Origin of the sequence: Actinoplanes sp. M2I2 (assembly GCF_023544445.1) — a bacterium.
In the GTDB taxonomy this organism is placed as follows: domain Bacteria; phylum Actinomycetota; class Actinomycetes; order Mycobacteriales; family Micromonosporaceae; genus Actinoplanes.
Map to the genome: position 1 here is coordinate 58187 of NZ_JALPVJ010000004.1, position 16472 is coordinate 74658.

The 16472-nt window shown below is 71.3% G+C and carries 11 protein-coding genes; 4 read left to right on the forward strand and 7 right to left on the reverse strand.

What is annotated here, in order from left to right; all coding sequences use genetic code 11:
- Window positions 1–68 precede the first annotated feature (68 nt).
- On the forward strand, window positions 69–521 hold the full coding sequence (locus HJC40_RS08185) for a carboxymuconolactone decarboxylase family protein (RefSeq protein ID WP_249999800.1): 453 nt from the start codon (window positions 69–71) through the stop codon (window positions 519–521).
- Here HJC40_RS08185 and folE read toward each other — a convergent pair whose 3' ends face one another.
- The 6 genes from folE to dacB all read right to left on the reverse strand — a co-directional run bounded on the left by folE (window position 522) and on the right by dacB (window position 8056).
- Window positions 522–1169 (reverse strand): GTP cyclohydrolase I FolE, encoded by a 648-nt coding sequence (gene folE / locus HJC40_RS08190; RefSeq protein ID WP_250000733.1) that lies wholly within the window; start codon window positions 1167–1169, stop codon window positions 522–524.
- Window positions 1166–3181: an ATP-dependent zinc metalloprotease FtsH gene (ftsH, locus tag HJC40_RS08195; RefSeq protein WP_249999803.1), complete on the reverse strand. Its 2016-nt coding sequence runs from the start codon at window positions 3179–3181 to the stop codon at window positions 1166–1168. Before ftsH ends, folE begins: the two co-directional genes overlap by 4 nt.
- 305 nt (window positions 3182–3486) lie before the next feature.
- A complete protein-coding gene (gene hpt / locus HJC40_RS08200) occupies window positions 3487–4062 on the reverse strand; it encodes a hypoxanthine phosphoribosyltransferase (RefSeq protein WP_249999805.1) in 576 nt (191 codons plus the stop codon).
- Between the two features lie 138 nt (window positions 4063–4200).
- On the reverse strand, window positions 4201–5142 hold the full coding sequence (gene tilS / locus HJC40_RS08205; RefSeq protein WP_249999807.1) for a tRNA lysidine(34) synthetase TilS: 942 nt from the start codon (window positions 5140–5142) through the stop codon (window positions 4201–4203).
- Window positions 5142–6203 (reverse strand): zinc-dependent metalloprotease, encoded by a 1062-nt coding sequence (locus HJC40_RS08210; protein WP_249999810.1) that lies wholly within the window; start codon window positions 6201–6203, stop codon window positions 5142–5144. The genes tilS and HJC40_RS08210 overlap by 1 nt, the downstream gene beginning before the upstream one ends.
- Before the next feature lie 53 nt (window positions 6204–6256).
- Complete coding sequence (dacB, locus tag HJC40_RS08215; protein WP_249999812.1) at window positions 6257–8056, reverse strand: D-alanyl-D-alanine carboxypeptidase/D-alanyl-D-alanine-endopeptidase; 1800 nt, start codon at window positions 8054–8056, stop codon at window positions 6257–6259.
- A 471-nt stretch (window positions 8057–8527) separates the two neighbouring features.
- Between dacB and HJC40_RS08220 the strand changes: the two genes are divergently transcribed.
- Window positions 8528–9031, forward strand: coding sequence for an inorganic diphosphatase (locus tag HJC40_RS08220; RefSeq protein ID WP_249999816.1), 504 nt, complete (start codon window positions 8528–8530; stop codon window positions 9029–9031).
- 125 nt (window positions 9032–9156) lie between these two features.
- On the opposite strand, the gene eccD is transcribed toward HJC40_RS08220, so the two are convergent.
- Window positions 9157–10593, reverse strand: a complete 1437-nt coding sequence (eccD, locus tag HJC40_RS08225) for a type VII secretion integral membrane protein EccD (protein ID WP_249999819.1) — start codon at window positions 10591–10593, stop codon at window positions 9157–9159.
- 161 nt (window positions 10594–10754) lie between these two features.
- On the opposite strand from eccD, the gene eccCa reads away from it, so the two are divergent.
- Both eccCa and mycP read left to right on the forward strand, forming a co-directional pair.
- Window positions 10755–14723 carry a type VII secretion protein EccCa gene (eccCa, locus tag HJC40_RS08230; RefSeq protein ID WP_249999821.1) on the forward strand — a complete coding sequence of 1323 codons (3969 nt, stop codon included), beginning with the start codon at window positions 10755–10757 and terminating at the stop codon, window positions 14721–14723.
- 130 nt (window positions 14724–14853) lie between these two features.
- A complete protein-coding gene (mycP, locus tag HJC40_RS08235) occupies window positions 14854–16167 on the forward strand; it encodes a type VII secretion-associated serine protease mycosin (RefSeq protein WP_374271323.1) in 1314 nt (437 codons plus the stop codon).
- The last annotated feature ends 305 nt before the right edge of the window (window positions 16168–16472 follow it).

The window sequence follows — 16472 nt, forward strand, 5'->3', positions numbered from 1 at the left end:
AGTTTACCGGAGGAAAGATGTTTCTTCACCACACCGTCGAGTCGGCGCCGGAGGGTTCCCGGCCGTTGATGGCTTCGACGGCCGCACACTTCGGTCGCCTGCCGGACTCCGTCGCGCTGATGGCCGAGTCGCCCGAGATGCTGGAGGGCTTTCTGCACGCCAGCGGCCTCTTCGAGCGGAGCACGCTCGACCCGCTGGCCCGCGAGGTCGTCGTGATGGTGATCGCCGCGCGCAACGACTGCCGGGTCTGTCTGTCCCTGCACACCGGCCGCCTGCGGGGGCTCGGCGCGGAGGCCGGGCTGATCACCGCCCTGCGAACGGGAACGCCGCCGGCCGAGGAACGGCTGGCGGCGCTGTGGACCTTCACGAATCGGGTGCTGGAGACGGCCGGTGAGGTGCCCGACGAGGAACTGGCCGGTTTCCTGGCGGCCGGCTACACCACGCGCAACGCGCTCGAAGTGGTGCTGGGCATCGGCACGTACACGATGTCGACTTTGGCCAACCGGATGGTCAGAGCGTGATCAGCGCGCGTTGATGAGGGCCATCGCCTCGGCGCGGACCTTGGCATCGGTCTGGTAGGCGCCCCGGACCGCCGACGTGACCGTGCGGGCGCCGACCTTGCGGATGCCGCGCATCTCCATGCAGAGGTGCTCACACTCGAGCACCACTATCGCCCCGCGAGCATCCAGTTTCTGCATCAGCAGGTCGGCTATCTGCGACGTCAGCCTCTCCTGCACCTGCGGCCGCCGGGCATAGACCTCGACGAGCCGGGCCAGCTTGGAAAGCCCGGTGATCCGGCCGTTGGGGCCGGGGATGTAACCGATGTGTGCGACGCCCTTGAAGGGCAGCAGGTGGTGCTCGCACATGCTCATCACTTCGATGTCGCGGACGAGGACCATCTCTTCGTGGTCGGCCTCGAAGCTGGTCCGCAGCACATCGGCCGGGTCGACCCGCAGGCCGGCGAAAAGCTCGGCGTAGGCCCGGGCCACCCGGGCCGGAGTGCGTTCGAGACCATCGCGATCGGGGTCCTCCCCGATCGCGATGAGGATCTCACGAACGGCCTTCTCGATCCGCCCGAGGTCGACGGCCTGCTCGACCGGAGCACCGGTGAGCTTGCCGTCGACCAGGCGGGCGGCAAGATAGTCCAGCTCGTCGTCGTCGATGATCAGTTACTGCTTTCCGCGCTGCTGCCGTTCGGGTTGGGTCCGACGGCGATCTGCCCGTCCGCCGCGGCCTGGGTGCGAAGCTTCTCGCGCTCGGCCGGGGTGAGGACCGGCGGGGCCTCGGAGGGAAGACGCTTGCCGAAGCCGTTGAAGGGCGACATCGGCGGGCGCTTGACCACCCGCGCGCAGATCCGGTCCATGTCCTCGCGGGTGATGGTTTCCTTCTCCATCAGCTCGAGGACCATGCTGTCGAGCACGTCGCGGTACTCGACCAGGATCTCCCAGGCCTCGTCGTGCGCCAGCTCGATCAGCGCGCGCACCTCGGCGTCGATGTCGGCCGCGACCGAGTCGGAGTAGTCGCGCTCGTGGCCCATGTTGCGGCCCATGAACGGCTCGTCCCCGCTGGTGCCGTACTTCACGGCGCCCAGCTTGAAGCTCATGCCGTACTGGGTGACCATGGCGCGGGCCAGGCCCGAGGCCTTCTCGATGTCGTTGCCGGCGCCGGTGGTGGGCTCGTGGAAGACGAGCTCCTCGGCGGCCCGGCCACCCAGCGCGTACGCCAGGGTGTCGATCATCTCGGCGCGGGTCTGGGTGTACTTGTCCTCGGTCGGCAGCACCAGCGTGTGGCCCAGCGAACGGCCACGCGGCAGGATCGTCACCTTGTGCACCGGGGCGGAGTGCGGCAGCGCGTACGCCACCAGCGCGTGCCCGCCCTCGTGGTACGCGGTGATCTTCTTTTCCTTGTCGCTCATCGCCCGGGTCCGTCGTTCCGGACCGGCGATGACCCGGTCGATCGCTTCCTCGAGGAAGTAGTTGGAGATCGCCCGCTTCTCGTTACGGGCGGTCAGCAGCGCGGCCTCGTTGATGACGTTGGCCAGGTCGGCGCCCGAGAAACCGGGGGTCCGGCGGGCCACCGAGTCGAGGTCGACATCGGGCGTGAACGGCTTGCCCTTGGCGTGCACCCGCAGGATGGCCTTGCGACCCTCCATGTCCGGGTTGTCCACCGGGATCTGCCGGTCGAAGCGGCCCGGGCGCAGCAGCGCCGGGTCGAGGATGTCGGGCCGGTTGGTGGCCGCGATCAGGATGACCCCGCCCTTGGTGTCGAAGCCGTCCATCTCGACGAGCAGCTGGTTGAGCGTCTGCTCGCGCTCGTCGTGACCGCCACCCATGCCGGCGCCGCGGTGCCGGCCGACGGCGTCGATCTCGTCGACGAAGACGATCGCCGGAGCGTTGGCCTTGGCCTGCTCGAAGAGGTCACGGACGCGGCTCGCGCCGACACCCACGAACATCTCGACGAAGTCGGAGCCCGAGATCGAGTAGAACGGCACCCCGGCCTCACCGGCGACGGCCCGGGCCAGCAGCGTCTTACCCGTACCGGGCTGGCCGAACAGCAGCACGCCCTTCGGGATCTTGGCGCCGAGGGCCTGGTACTTGGCCGGGTTCTGCAGGAAGTCCTTGATCTCGTGCAGCTCCTGGACGGCCTCGTCGGCCCCCGCCACGTCGGCGAAGGTCGTCTTCGGCATGTCCTTGGTCAGCATCTTGGCCTTGGACTTGCCGAAGTTGAGCACCCGCGAGCCGCCACCCTGCATCTGCGACATGAAGAGCAGCAGCAGGATCACCAGAATGGCGATCGGCAGCAGGTTGATCAGCAGGCTGAACAGGATGTTGTCGCCCGAGACAGTCGTGTTGATCGTGCCCGTGATCCGGCCGGCCGTCTTGGCCTCCTGGACCTCGTTCCAGATCGTCTGAGTGACCTCGTACGGATATTGGGTCTCGATTTTGTCGGTGCTCTTGCCCTCGAACCGTTCCGGCGTGGCGAGGTCGATCTGGAGCGTCTGCTCCTTGTCCTTCTGGACAACCTTCGCGATGCCGGGCTGATTCAGGCGCTCGAGAGCCACCGAGGTATCTACGCGCTGGTAGCTCGGACCACTGGTGAAGAAGGAGCTCAGCGCAATCACGCCGGCGATCACCAGAATGATCCAGACCACCGGGCGGCGGAAGAAACGCGTACGTTCCATACTGTTGTCGGGCGCCAAGCGCCCGGACCCTCCTGATCGGCGTCCTGGTCACCTCAACGTGCCGCTCACCGGCGGCCCCGGGTTTGTAACCCCGCCGTCGCGGTGAGACCGAAGCGGTGAAATCTTTCCGGCCCCTCCGGCGCATGTGACAGCGCGCCTTCGGTCACTCGACGGTACACCGTGGGTGCCCGTCGCGAACCCGTGAGCCCGTGGCCCGGACACTTCCCGGCCGCCGCCCGTTCAGCCAGCTTTGCTGGCAAAACCGCCCATAAGGACTGATTTCTGAGAAGGGGCTGAGAAACGGTTCAGCTACGGGCGTAGACCTCGGGCTTCAACACCCCGACATAGGGCAGCTCACGGTAGCGCTCGGAGAAGTCCAGACCGTAGCCGACGACGAACTCGTTCGGGATCTCGAACCCCACGTACTTCACCGGCACCTGCACCTTCACGGCGTCGGGCTTGCGGAACAGCGCGACCACCTCGACGCTGGCCGCCGAGCGCGACTGGAGGTATTTCATCAGCCAGGAGAGCGTCAGGCCGGAGTCGACGATGTCCTCGACCACGACGACGTGCCGGCCGGTGATGTCCCGGTCGAGGTCCTTGAGGATGCGGACCACGCCCGAGGACGTGGTGCCCTGCCCGTACGACGAGACGGCCATGAATTCCATCTCGGTCGACGGGCCGTGGTGGCCCAGCGCGCGGGCGAAGTCGGCCATGAACATGACCGCGCCCTTGAGCACACAGACCAGCAGGATGCCGCCCTCTGCCTCCGCGTGGTCGGCGGAGACCTGCTTCGCCAGCTCGGTGATCTTTTCCCGGATCTGCTCCTCGGAAATGATCACGTGGTCGATGTCGGCGTCGTACCAGGTGCCCTCAGCCATGGTCCCAGACTGCCGCATGAAGGTTGCGGGCTGTCGCACGGGGCAGCGATCAAGAACCGCGGAACCGCAGGGAATCGGGCGGTTCCGCCCTCGACGCCCGGGAATGCGGACACAGTGAGTGACAACTCTCACAGGATCTCAGGGCACCCGAACGAGTACGTCCTTCGCACGCGCGACCTTGATGCCGCCCGGGAGATGGACGGCGCCCTGGCCGTGCCACTCGGTGACGAGCGCGTCGAGGGCAGCGACGTGCCGATGCGAAAGCGCACTGCCGGGAGCGCCCAGCTGCCGGACCCACATGTGCAGCACCCGGCGGCGGATCGCCCGGGGAAGGTCGCGGAGGTCGGCGACGCGTACGTCCGCGGCCGAGCCCAGCGCCCGGGCGGCCAGCCGATCCAGCTCCTCGTTGTCGGCCGCGATCAGCTCGGCCGAGCGGGCCAGGTTGGCCACCACGGCCGGGCCCAGGGCCTCGACCAGCGCCGGCAGGGCCGAGGCCCGCACCCGCGACCGCGCGAAGGCCGGATCGCTGTTGTGCGGGTCCTCCCAGGGCACGAGACCGAGCGCCGCACACGCCTTGCGCGTGTCGGCCCGCGCGACCTCCAGCAACGGGCGCAGGAAGATCCCCTTGCGGGCCGGCATCCCGGCCAGCCCGCGCGGCCCCGCTCCCCGGGCCAGCGCCAGCAGCACCGTCTCGGCCTGGTCGTCGCGCGTGTGCCCGAGCAGCACAGCCGCGGCGCCGGTCCGTGCCGCCGCCGCGCTCAGGGCCCCGTATCGCGCCGTCCGCGCGGCCGCCTCGGGCCCACCGGGCAGCCCGGCGACCGACACGGTCTCGACGATCACCGGATCGAAGCCGGCCGACGACGCCCACCCGGCGACCTCGGTTGCCCGGCCGGCCGACCCGGCCTGCAACCCGTGGTCGACCGTGACCAGCCCGACCGAGCTGCCCACGAAGCGGGCCGCTGCCGCGAGAGCCAGGGAATCGGCCCCGCCCGAGCACGCCACCAGCACCGGACCGCCGGCCGGGAGCACCCGCCGCACGGCCAGCCGCACCGCGGCGACAGCGGGCGGGATGCGGGCCATTACCCGCCGATCGCCGGCTGCGGGCCGTGCACCCGGGCCACCCAGGCGTCCGGGTCGCCGAGCTCGTCGAGCCGCGGCAGGGTCAGCGGCGAGTCGAAGATCTTGTTGAAGCCGGTCATGCCGACCCGCTCGACCACGCCGTGGACGAACTTGCGGCCCTCGGCGTACTGCCGCATCTTGACCTCGATGCCGAGCAGGCGACGGACCGCCTTCTCCAGCGGGTTGCCGCTCTCGCGACGCCGGTTGAACTTGGACCGGATCGACTCGACGCTCGGGATCACGTCGGGGCCGACGCCGTCCATCACGAACTCGGCGTGACCCTCGAGCAGGGTCATCAGCGCGGTCAGCCGGTCGAGCACCGCCTTCTGTCCCGGGGTCTGCACGATGTCGAGCACCGACGAGCGGCTTTCCGGGTCGCGCAGCGCGTCGGACAGCGTGGCCACCCCGCGGCGCATGCGCTCGAGGATGTGCTCGGTGCTCTGGGAGGCGTCGACGAACGCCTGCACCTCGCCCAGGAAATAGCCGCGCATCCACGGGACGGCGGTGAACTGGGTGCGGTGGGTGACCTCGTGCAGGCAGACCCAGAGCCGGAAGTCGCGCGAGTCGGCGCCCAGCTTGCGCTCGACCTCGACGATGTTGGGCGCGTTGAGCAGCAACTGGCCGGGGTTGCTGGAGAAGACCTCGTACTGCCCGAGCACGCGGCCGGAGAGGTAGGCCAGGATCGTGCCGGCCTGCACACCGGTGACCCGGGAGCCGATCGCGTCGGCCAGCCCGCTCGGCTGCTTGTCGCCGGAGAGCCGGCTGACCAGCGGGATGATCACCTGTTTGAGGCCCTCGATGTTGACCGCGGCCCAGTCCTTGCGGTCGACCACCCGCACCGGCGGCACTTCGACCTGCGAGGTGAGTCCCGTGTAGGCGGCGACGTGGCCGGCCGCCTCGTCGGTGAGATCACGCAGCTCGGACACCACCGCCATCGCGTCCTCGTAAGAGACCGCGGGGCCCGATTTCGACAGCGCGCCGGCGGTGGCGGCGGCCAGATCCCAGTCAACGAACTGCGCCATGCCCACCACCGTACCCGCGGAAATCCAGCCCACCCTCCGGTGGAACCCTGAGATCAGCAGCCGCAGGAGACGAGCTTGGTGGCCACCGCGTCGAGGGCGGCGCGCCCGGTCAGGGCGCTGCCCGAGCCGCTCGCCATGATCGCGAAGACCAGCAGCCGGCCGTCGGCCGTGGTGAGCGTTCCGGCCATCGTGTTGACCCCGCTCAGCGTGCCGGTCTTGGCCCGCACCACGCCCTGGCCGCGCTGGTGGGGCGCCGGCGAGACGAACCGCTTGACCATGGTCCCCGACCAGCCCGCCACCGGCAGACCGCCGAAGAGCGACGACAGGGCCGGCTGCCGCCCCGACGCGGCCAGCGCGAGCAGCTGGGTGAGCATGGTCGGGCTGATCCCGTTGTTGCGCGACAGCCCGCTCGCGTCGTACAGGTCGGCCTCGTCCGACGGCAGCCCGAGACCGCGCATCCGGGCGACGATCGCCTCGGTGGCGTCGTCGAACGTGCCCGGCTTGCCGTCGGCGATCGCGACCTGCCGGCTCAGCGCCTCGGCCGCGGTGTTGTCGCTCTGCTCGAGCATCCAGTCGGTGAGCTGCACCATGGGCGGCGACTGCACGACGCCGAGCTGCTGCCCCGGCGCGAGACCGGCCGCGGCGCCCGAGGGCGGGGCCGGAGCCGCCGCCGGCGCCTTGCCCTTGCGCACGGCCGACGACGGCAGGCCCAGCATCTTGGCGAACGCCTTGGCCGCCGCGTCGGCCGGATCGGACGATCGCGGGTCACCACCGAACTCGTTGTGGATCGGCCGGATCCGGCCCGCGTTCACCATCAGCGCCTGGATGCGCGACACCTGGCCGTAGGTGATGTCCGTCGAGTCCCATCCCTTGGCGGTCTCGGGGCCGCTGAACAGGGACGTGTCATACCGCAGAAGGGCCGGCCGGGTCGCCCCGAGCGACTTCTTGACCTGGGCCGCGAGCAGATCGAGCCGGGCCGCCCCGGGGAAGAGCCGGTTCCTCGTCGTCGACAGCGTCGGGTCGCCCCCGCCGATCAGCACCACCTCGCCCGGCGCGGCGCCGGCCACGACCCGCGTGCTCAACCGGTAGGACGGCCCGCGCGCGTCGAGCACGGCCGCCGCGGTCAGCAGCTTCGTCGTCGAGGCGGGCGTGGTCATGGTGTCGGCGTTGCGGGCGTAGAGGACGTCACCCGAAGCCACGTCGAGCACCGCGACGTGCACCTTGGTGCCGAGCGCGGCCGATTTCACCAGTGGATCGATCGCTCGGGTCACGCCCTGCGCGCTCGGCGCCGAACCGCCGCCGGCGGCCGCGGCGAGCACCGGGGTCGGTGACGGGTCCGGGGTCGTCGGCGCGGGTGCGGGCGTGGGCGTGCTCGCCGGTGCGGCCGAGAGCCAGCGGTCGACCGGTCCCGGCCGCACCAGCCCGACCACTCCGGCCGCCAGCACCAGAGCAACGACGACCGAGAGAGCCCAGATCCATCGCGTACGGGAGGAGCTCCCGGTCGCCGCAGCCGGGCCGCCACCGTCGTCGGGCCCGGCGGGCCCGCCGGCGACCTGCCCGGGGCTCCCGCCGGCCGGAACCGACGGCGCCGGTCCGCTCGCCGGCGACAGGGGACGCACGTTGTTCGACGGCACCGGGTTCCGCGCCACCGGCTTCTGCGGCACGTTGGTCTGCGGCACGTTGGTCTGCGGCACGTTGGTCTGCGGCACGTTGTTGAGCGGGACGGAGGCTCGTCCGTAACTGCCGCCGGTGGCGTCGGCCGGGCTCGCACTGCCGCCGGGAGGCGCGGAAAGGTCACGCGTCCTCTGACCGCCGGAATTGTCGGAATCCGGGCCAGACGTCTGCGGCTGCATCAGCCGATTTTCCGGCTCGAGCGGGTCGATGGGCGACGATTGCCCCGATCGTGCCCCGACTTCCTCCGGAATCTGTGCCCGACCAGGCATCGACGCCGGCCGAACGGATGGCGCCGGCCCGGTCGTCCGATCGCCCTCCCCGGCCTGTTCGGGTGATTGCCGGGGCGGTTGTGGCCGCGCGTGAGCCCTGAGGTCGACGGTCCCGTCCGCTTGCGGCGAAGCACCACCGGCCGGGTGGTCGCCCGGGTTACCGTTTCCGGGGCCCTGGCGCGACTCGGACACGCCGTCGTATCCGGGACTGTCGTGTGAATCTTGCCTCCTCACGAGCCCCTCCTAGAGCACGGCGTACGACTTAGGGGAGACTAGCGACATCCGGCACACCGACGCGCGCGGATCCTGTCGGCCGTCCCATGGCCGCAGTGTTCTCGCCCGGACCGGCATCTGAAAAGCGGGCGAACAAGGGAGCGCATGATGGATTTCGACGTAGTGGTTGAGATCCCCAAGGGCCACCGCAACAAGTACGAGGTCGACCACAAGACTGGTCGCATCCGCCTCGACCGGACGCTGTTCACCTCGACGCAGTATCCGGCCGACTACGGCTTCATCGAAGGCACCCTGGGCCAGGACGGCGACCCGCTCGACGCGCTCGTGCTGATCCAGGAGCCGACCTTCCCCGGCTGCCTGGTGCGGGCCCGGGCGATCGGCATGTACCGGATGAGCGACGAGAAGGGCCGCGACGACAAGGTCCTCTGCGTCCCGTTCGAGGACCCGCGTCAGGAGCACCTGCGCGACATCCACCACCTGGGCGAGTTCGACCGGATGGAGATCCAGCACTTCTTCACGGTCTACAAGGACCTCGAGCCGGGCAAGTCGGTCGAGGGCGCGACCTGGACCGGCCGGGTCGAGGCCGAGGAGGAGATCCGGGCCTCGTTCAAGCGGGCCGAGGCGGCCGAGGCCGAGGGCCACGAGCACTGATCTGATCCCAGCTCAGCCGCGCCCCGCCGTCGCCCGCCGACGTCGCGCGGCCAGTACGTTCCCGCACGCGCGGGCGGCTTCCGGCCGCCCGCGCGCTGCTTTTAGCTGCGTTGCCTCCTGCGCCGTCACGTCAGGCTGATGTCGCCCACGGCGTCGTAGAGGCCGACGACCGCGCAGGCCACCGGGATCACCGCCACGACCACGAGCGTGTCGAGCAGATCGGCGGCCCGGCCCAGGTAGGGCGAGGGCGGCTTGCGGGAGTACGTCGCGCCCGCCACCACCGTGACCAGCGCCAGCACCAGCGCCGCCCCGGTCACCCCGAGCAGCAACGACGCGTTCGCGCCGCGCAGCAGATCCACGCCGAGCGCGGCCACCCCGGCCAGGCCGCCCACGACCAGCGGCACGCGCTGCCGCAGGGTGATGAAGAGCCGCGAGCGCAGCAGCAACGCGGCCGCCGAGACCGCGATCAGGATGCGCGCCGAGAGGGTGCCCGCGACGGCCAGGACGGCGAACGCGGCCGCGGCCAGCCCGGCGTGCCCGAGCAGCATGCCGGCCAGCAGTTCCTCGGTGCGGGTCACGGCGGCGAAGACGGTGGCCCGGTCGGGGCGTTCCCGGGCGGCGTCGAGCGCGCCCGCCGGGCCGGTGGCGGTGAAGCCCTCGGCCGCCTCGGCCCCGGTGGGCAGGGTGACCGGCGGCGTGGGCATCTTGCCGAACCGGATGGCCAGCAGCGGCAGCGCGCCGATGCCGCAGACCAGGATCGAGAGCAGCACCGCGGCCGAGCCGGCGGCCGTGGTCACCATGCTGACCAGGGCGGTGATCGCGCCGAGCAGGCCGGCCACGGCGCCGGCCGTGAACAGCCGCAACCGGGCCGCCACCCCGACCCCGCCGAGCGCCGCGATCAGCAGCAGGGCGACCGACCCGGCCAGCAGCTCGGGGCCGCCCAGCCAGGGCAGCAGCCCGAGGACACCGACCCGGTCGCCGGTGGCGACGGCGACCGCGCCGCCGGCGAAGGCGAAGGGCATCGCATAGGCGCCGAGGGCCGCACCCGCGCGGGCGTCGCCGTACGCCCGGGAAGCGGTCACCCCGGCCAGGGCGAGCAGCACCGCGAGCCCGAGCCCGGCGAAGGCCGCACCGCCCCAGCCGGGGCCGGCGGCGAGGACCGCGAGCAGTCCCACGGCGAGCAGGACACCGGCGCCGACCAGGGTGGCCGTGCGGGTGGAGGCGGGCGTCCAGGCGCTGCCGCGCCGGCGCGCGCCCTCGGCGATGGCCTCGACCACGTCGTCGTACTCGAGCTCGGGCCACTCGTCGTGGGCCGGCACGAGGTGGAGGATCTCGCCGTCGCGCACCCCTTGCGGAAAAAGACCCTGAGCCGGGGCCAGCGCGACGCCGTCGGTGCGCCGCAACACCCAGCCACCATGTTTCTCACCGTCGTCGGCGAGCCCCTCGCCCGCGTGCCGCAGCACCTCGGGCAGCAGCTCGGCCAGCGGCACGTGCTCGGGCAGGGCAACGTCGATGCGGCGCTGCGGCGCGCTGATGGTCACCCGCGCCAGACCGATGCTCATGGATCGCCTCCCCGTCGCGGGCCGCAGCAGAGATCGAAGATGACGAGGCTGCGGACGCGAGCAGACTTTACCTACCATGGGGCCGACGCGACGTCCGGCAACGGCGTGGCGCACAGGGAGTGACCATCACACCCTTGTGGACGAAAGGGACAAGACGCGGCATGAGCACGGTGGTGATCAAACGGTCGGCCCGGCGACCCGCGCCGGAGATTCCGACCGGGGAGATCGCGGTCGAGCCGCCGCCCGAGATCCCGCAGGCCACGGGCGGCCGCTGGCAGCAGGCGGTGATGGCGCTGCCGATGCTGGGCGGCTCGGCCGCGATGGCGATGATGATGGGCCGGGGCAGCGGCGGCGCGTTCTCCTATGTGATCGGTGGCCTCTTCGGCATCTCCTCGATCGCGATGCTGGCGACCAGCTTCAGCTCGAGCGGCTCCCCCAAGAAGGCGGAGATGATGGCGGCCCGCCGCGAATATCTGCGCCATCTCTCCGGGCTGCGCAAACGTGTTCGCGAGACGGCCCGCAAGCAGCGCGTCGGGCTGCTCTACCGCCATCCCGACCCCGGCAAGCTGTGGTCGACGGCCGGCAGCCACCGGGTGTGGGAGCGCCGCACCGGCGACCCCGACTTCGGCGTCGTCCGGCTCGCGGTCGGACCGCAGACGCTGGCGACTCCTCTGCTGCCACCGGTGACCCGCCCGCTCGACGAGTTGGAGCCGATGACCGCGGGCGCCCTGCGCCGTTTCCTCGACGCGTACTCGGTGGTGCCCGATCTGCCGGTGGCCGCGTCGCTGCGCGGGTTCGCCCGGGTCTTCCTGCGCGGCAGCGGAGCCGGCACCGATCAGGACGTACGCGGTCTGAGCCGGGCGGTGATCGCCCAGCTGGCCACGTTCCACGCGCCCGACGACCTGATCGTCGCCGTCTGCGCCGGGCCCGAACGGCGCTCGTCGTGGGAGTGGGTCAAGTGGCTGCCGCACAACCTGCACCCGGCACGCACCGACGCGCTCGGCCACGTGCGGCTGGTCGCCAGCACCGGTCCCGAACTGGAGGAACTGCTCGAGGACGTGATCGGCAACCGGCCGCGGTTCAACCCGGCCGGCCACAGCGTCAGCACGCCGCACGTCGTGATCGTGCTCGACGGCGCCGACCTGCGGGGCGCCACCCAGCTCGACGACGGCATCGACGGCGTGACCGTGCTCGATCTCGACGAGCAGCCGCCGCGGCTGCTCGACCGGTCGCTGCTGGTGCTCGAGGTGGCCCAGCACGGCGGACGACGGGTGCTCAACACCTACTCCATGGAGCACGAGGCCGAGGTCGGCACGCCCGACCGGCTCAGCGTGGAGGAGGCCGAGGCGGTCGCGCGGCGATTGTCCCCGCTGCGGCTGGCCGCAATGTCCAAGTCGTCCGACACCCCGCTGGCCACCGAGATGGGGCTGGCCGACCTGCTCGGCATCGGCGAGCCCGACACCTTCAGCGTGGCCCGGGCCTGGTTGCCCCGGCCCAACCGCGACAAGCTGCGGGTGCCGATCGGCGTGGGCGCCGACGGGGCGCCGATCGAGCTCGACCTCAAGGAGTCGGCCCAGGACGGCATGGGTCCGCACGGCCTGCTCATCGGGGCCACCGGTTCGGGTAAGTCGGAGCTGCTGCGCACCCTGGTGCTGGCCCTGGCCACGACGCACTCGTCCGAGATGCTGAACTTCGTCCTCATCGACTTCAAGGGCGGCGCGACCTTCGCCTCGCTCGACCGGCTGCCGCACACCGCCGCCGTGATCACCAACCTGGCCGACGAGTTGCCGCTGGTCGACCGCATGGTCGACGCGATCGACGGCGAGATGATCCGGCGGCAGGAGGTACTGCGCAAGGCCGGCAACTACGCGAGCCTGCGCGACTACGAGAAGGCGCGGGCCGGTGGCGCCGCCCTGCCGCCCCTGCCGTCGCTGCTGGTGATCTGCGACGAGTTCTCCGAGCTGCTGTCGGCCAAGCCCGACTTCATCGACCTGTTCGTCCAGATCGGACGGCTGGGCCGGTCGCTCGGCGTGCACCTGCTGCTGGCCAGCCAGCGGCTCGAGGAGGGCCGGCTGCGCGGGCTGGACACCCACCTGTCGTACCGGGTGGGTCTGCGGACCTTCTCGGCGCTCGAGTCGCGGGCCGTGCTGGGCGTCCCGGACGCCTATGAGCTGCCGCGGTCGCCCGGGCACGGCTACCTCAAGTTCGGCACCGAGCCGCTGCTGCGCTTCAAGGCGGCGTACGTCTCGGGGCCGATGCTCAGGGCCGGCGCGCGCGCCGCCGCCGGTGGCGCCGGGGCCGACCCGCAGGTGCTGCCCTACTCGACGAGGTACGTCCCGGCGCCCGAGCCGGTCGAACCGGTGACGCCGGAGCCCGAGGAGCTCCCGACCGGCGAGAGCGTGCTCGACGTGATGGTCGACCGCCTCGGCGGGCAGGGACCGCCGGCCCACCAGGTCTGGCTGCCCCCGCTCACCCAGTCGTCGGCGCTCGACGAGCTGCTCGGCCCGGTGGTCGCCGACCCGGTGCGCGGTCTGACCTTCGCCAACCCCGAGCTGCACGGCGCCCTGCAGGTGCCGATCGCGATGGTCGACAAGCCCCGCGAGCAGGTCCGCGACGTCATGTGGCTGCAGCTGTCCGGCGCAGCCGGGCACGTGGCGGTGGTCGGTGCGACGCTGAGCGGCAAGTCGACCGCCCTGCGCTCGATGATCTGCGGGCTGGCCCTCACCCACACCCCGGCCGAGGTGCAGGTCTACTGCCTCGATTTCGGTGGTGGCGGGCTCGGCACGCTGCGCGATCTGCCGCACGTCGGTGGGGTGGCCAGCCGGCTCGACGCGGTGGGCGTCCGCCGTACGGTGGGTGAGATGTCCACTTTGCTGGCTGAGCGGGAGGCCCGCTTCGCCGCGATGGGGATCGACTCGATGGCGTCCTACCGTCGCCGCCGGGCCAATCCCGCCAACCCGGGCACCGACACCGACCCGTTCGGCGACGTGTTCCTGGTGATCGACGGCTGGGCCACGCTGCGCAAGGAGTACGAAGAACTCGAACCGGTCATCACCGACATCGCCACCCGCGGTCTGTCGTACGGCATCCACGTCGTCGCCGGCACCTCGAGATGGATGGACTTCCGCCCGGCGATCCGCGACATGTTCGGCTCGCGGCTCGAGCTGCGGCTCGGCGACCCCAGCGACTCCACGGTCAACCGCCGGGCCGCGATGACCGTCCCCGAGAAGGCCGGCCGCGGCATCATCGAGCACCCGACCGACAAGAACAAATTCCTGCACCTGCTGACGGTTCGTCCCGAACTGAGCACGCTGGCCGACACGACCGACCTGGTCAAGGACGTCGCGGTCAACTGGCACGGGGCTCCGGCGCCGCGCGTGCGGCTGCTCCCGGCCCTCGTCCCGTACACGGATCTGGATCTGAACCGCAGCACCGGCCTGCGCCTGCCGATCGGCATCAGCGAGGCCGACCTGCAGCCCGTCGAGATCGATTTCGCGTCGGACCCGCACTTCCTGCTCTTCGGCGACGCCGAGTGCGGCAAGTCGACGTTCCTGCGCGCGCTGGCCACCACGATCACGCAGCGCTTCGCTCCCGAACAGGCGCGGCTGATCCTGGTCGACTACCGGCGATCGCTGATGGACCTGCCCGAATCGGACCACCGCATCGGGTACGGGATCCAGGCGCAGAAGACGCTGGAGCTGATGCAGTCGGTGGCGGGCTACATGGAACGCCGCCTGCCCGGTCCCGACGTGACTGCCCAGCAGCTCCGCGAACGGTCGTGGTGGACCGGACCCGAGCTGTTCGTCCTGGTCGACGACTACGACCTGGTCATGGCCGGTCCGACCAACCCGCTCACCCCACTGCTGGAGTATCTGCCCCAGGCCCGCGACGTCGGCCTGCACCTCATCCTCACCCGGCGGGCCGGCGGCGCGAGCCGGGCGCTCTACGAACCGATCATCCAGCGGTTGCGCGAGCTGTCGGCGCCCGGCCTCGTGATGTCCGGGCCGTCCGACGAGGGACCGCTGATCGGCGCCGTCCGCCCCGCGCTGCTGCCGCCCGGCCGTGGTCGGTTGCTCACCCGGCGTGAGGGCCTGCGGTTGATCCAGTTGGCCCACCTGGCGCCGTACTGACATGCGCAAGGAATTAACAGACAAGCGGTGCGATAGGCATAGACAGACAGCAGCCGTACGGGCCTGTTTCGGAGTAATCTGCATCGACCATCCAGGATCCAGAATGGCGATGCGAAACCGTGAGCGCTGAATGGGTGAGCAGCCGGCCCGCCGGGCCGCGATGGCGTGGTGCCCGTTGGTGAGGGGCCGCCGTGTCGCCGCGGCCGCGACTGCCGGGTTCTTCGCGCTGGGTCTGCCGGTTGCCCCGGCTGCTCAGGCCGCGCCCTCGTTCGCCCCGGTCGCGTTCCGCGCCGAGCCCAGCCCGCTGGAGGGCGACTCGGTGCGCGCCGACGAGTGGCACCTGGGCACGCTCGATGTCGCCGAGGCGTGGAGCTATTCCGACGGCGCCGGCATCACGGTCGCCGTCATCGACTCCGGCGTCGACGCCGACCACCCCGACCTGCGCGGCCAGGTGCTGCCCGGCCTCGACCTGGTCAACGCCAAGGGCGACGGCGACACCGATCTGGTCGGCCACGGCACCACGGTCTCCGGGATCATCGCGGGCCGCAACGACGACACAGCCGGCGTGGTCGGCATCGCCCCCAAAGCCAAGATCCTTCCCGAACGGGTCCTGGACGAGGACAATCGCTACAGCGACGCCCTGATCGTCGCCCAGGGGGTGCGCTGGGCGGTCGACCACGGCGCGAAGGTCATCAACCTCTCGCTGGGCGGCAACGGCAGCAGCGCCGCGCTGGCCGCCGCGCTCGACTACGCGTTCGCCAAGGACGTGGTCGTCGTCGCCTGCACGGGCAACACGAGCGCCTCGTCGACCAGCGGGGTGTGGTATCCGGCCCGGGAACCCGGCGTGATCGCGGTCGCCGGCATGGAACGCGACAGCACCGCCCTGTGGTCGGGTTCCATCACCGGCAAGGAAACCGTCGTCACGGCCCCCGCGACCCAACTGGTCGGCGCGAACACCGGCGGCGACTACTGGAAGGTGCAGGGCACCAGCTTCGCCGCCCCCATGGTCTCGGCCACCGCCGCGCTGATCCGTTCGCGCTGGCCCGACATGCCGGCCGGCGAGGTCATCAACCGCATCATCCGCACGGCCAAGGACAAGGGCCCGGTCGGCCGCGACACCCAGTTCGGCTTCGGCCTGATCGACCCGGTCGGCGCCCTGACCGCATCGGTGCCGCCCATCTTCGAGAACCCGCTCGACGACGCGCCCTCGCCCGGCGTCGCCCGCTTCGGCAGCGCGCCGGTGCCCGGCCAGGCCCAATCGGCTCCCGACAGCACCACCCAGGGCCTGGTCCCGGCCTCACCCTCCGGCGCCACCACCGGCGCGGCCACCGTGGCCGCCCCGTCCACGTCCTCCCACCGGGCCTGGTGGGCCGCCGCGGCCTTGTTCCTGGTCTCGGCCCTGGCCGCGGTCCTCACGATCCGCCGCTTCGCCGGCACCACCTGACCGTCAGCCCAGCCGAGATCCGCACGATCCGTGCCCACCTGACCGTCAGCCTGATCAGCCGCTTCCCGGGCACACCACCTAACCGTCAGCCGTTCCAGCGCACCCCGCCTCGACTCCTGGACGTGGCTGAACCGCTTTGGTTTCTCTCCCTGCCGGCTCGACGGCGTCGCCGTCTCCCCGCGGCAGCGGGCTCCGGGTCAAGCGCAATCTCCGCGCGCCAGCAAGCCGGATCAGGCGCCGTCTCCGCGGCAGCGGGCTCCGAATCAGGCGCCGTCCGCGTGTCAGCGAGCTCCGGATCAAACACC

What these genes read in the sequence shown, in the direction of transcription:
- HJC40_RS08220 (WP_249999816.1), top strand. Translation starts at nt 8,528, where the DNA reads ATGGATTTCGACGTAGTGGTTGAGATCCCCAAGGGCCACCGCAACAAG.
- tilS (WP_249999807.1), bottom strand. Translation starts at nt 5,142, where the DNA reads ATGGCCCGCATCCCGCCCGCTGTCGCCGCGGTGCGGCTGGCCGTGCGG.
- hpt (WP_249999805.1), bottom strand. Translation starts at nt 4,062, where the DNA reads ATGGCTGAGGGCACCTGGTACGACGCCGACATCGACCACGTGATCATT.
- eccCa (WP_249999821.1), top strand. Translation starts at nt 10,755, where the DNA reads ATGAGCACGGTGGTGATCAAACGGTCGGCCCGGCGACCCGCGCCGGAG.
- eccD (WP_249999819.1), bottom strand. Translation starts at nt 10,593, where the DNA reads ATGAGCATCGGTCTGGCGCGGGTGACCATCAGCGCGCCGCAGCGCCGC.
- ftsH (WP_249999803.1), bottom strand. Translation starts at nt 3,181, where the DNA reads ATGGAACGTACGCGTTTCTTCCGCCGCCCGGTGGTCTGGATCATTCTG.
- HJC40_RS08185 (WP_249999800.1), top strand. Translation starts at nt 69, where the DNA reads ATGGCTTCGACGGCCGCACACTTCGGTCGCCTGCCGGACTCCGTCGCG.
- HJC40_RS08210 (WP_249999810.1), bottom strand. Translation starts at nt 6,203, where the DNA reads ATGGCGCAGTTCGTTGACTGGGATCTGGCCGCCGCCACCGCCGGCGCG.
- dacB (WP_249999812.1), bottom strand. Translation starts at nt 8,056, where the DNA reads ATGCAGCCGCAGACGTCTGGCCCGGATTCCGACAATTCCGGCGGTCAG.
- mycP (WP_374271323.1), top strand. Translation starts at nt 14,854, where the DNA reads ATGGGTGAGCAGCCGGCCCGCCGGGCCGCGATGGCGTGGTGCCCGTTG.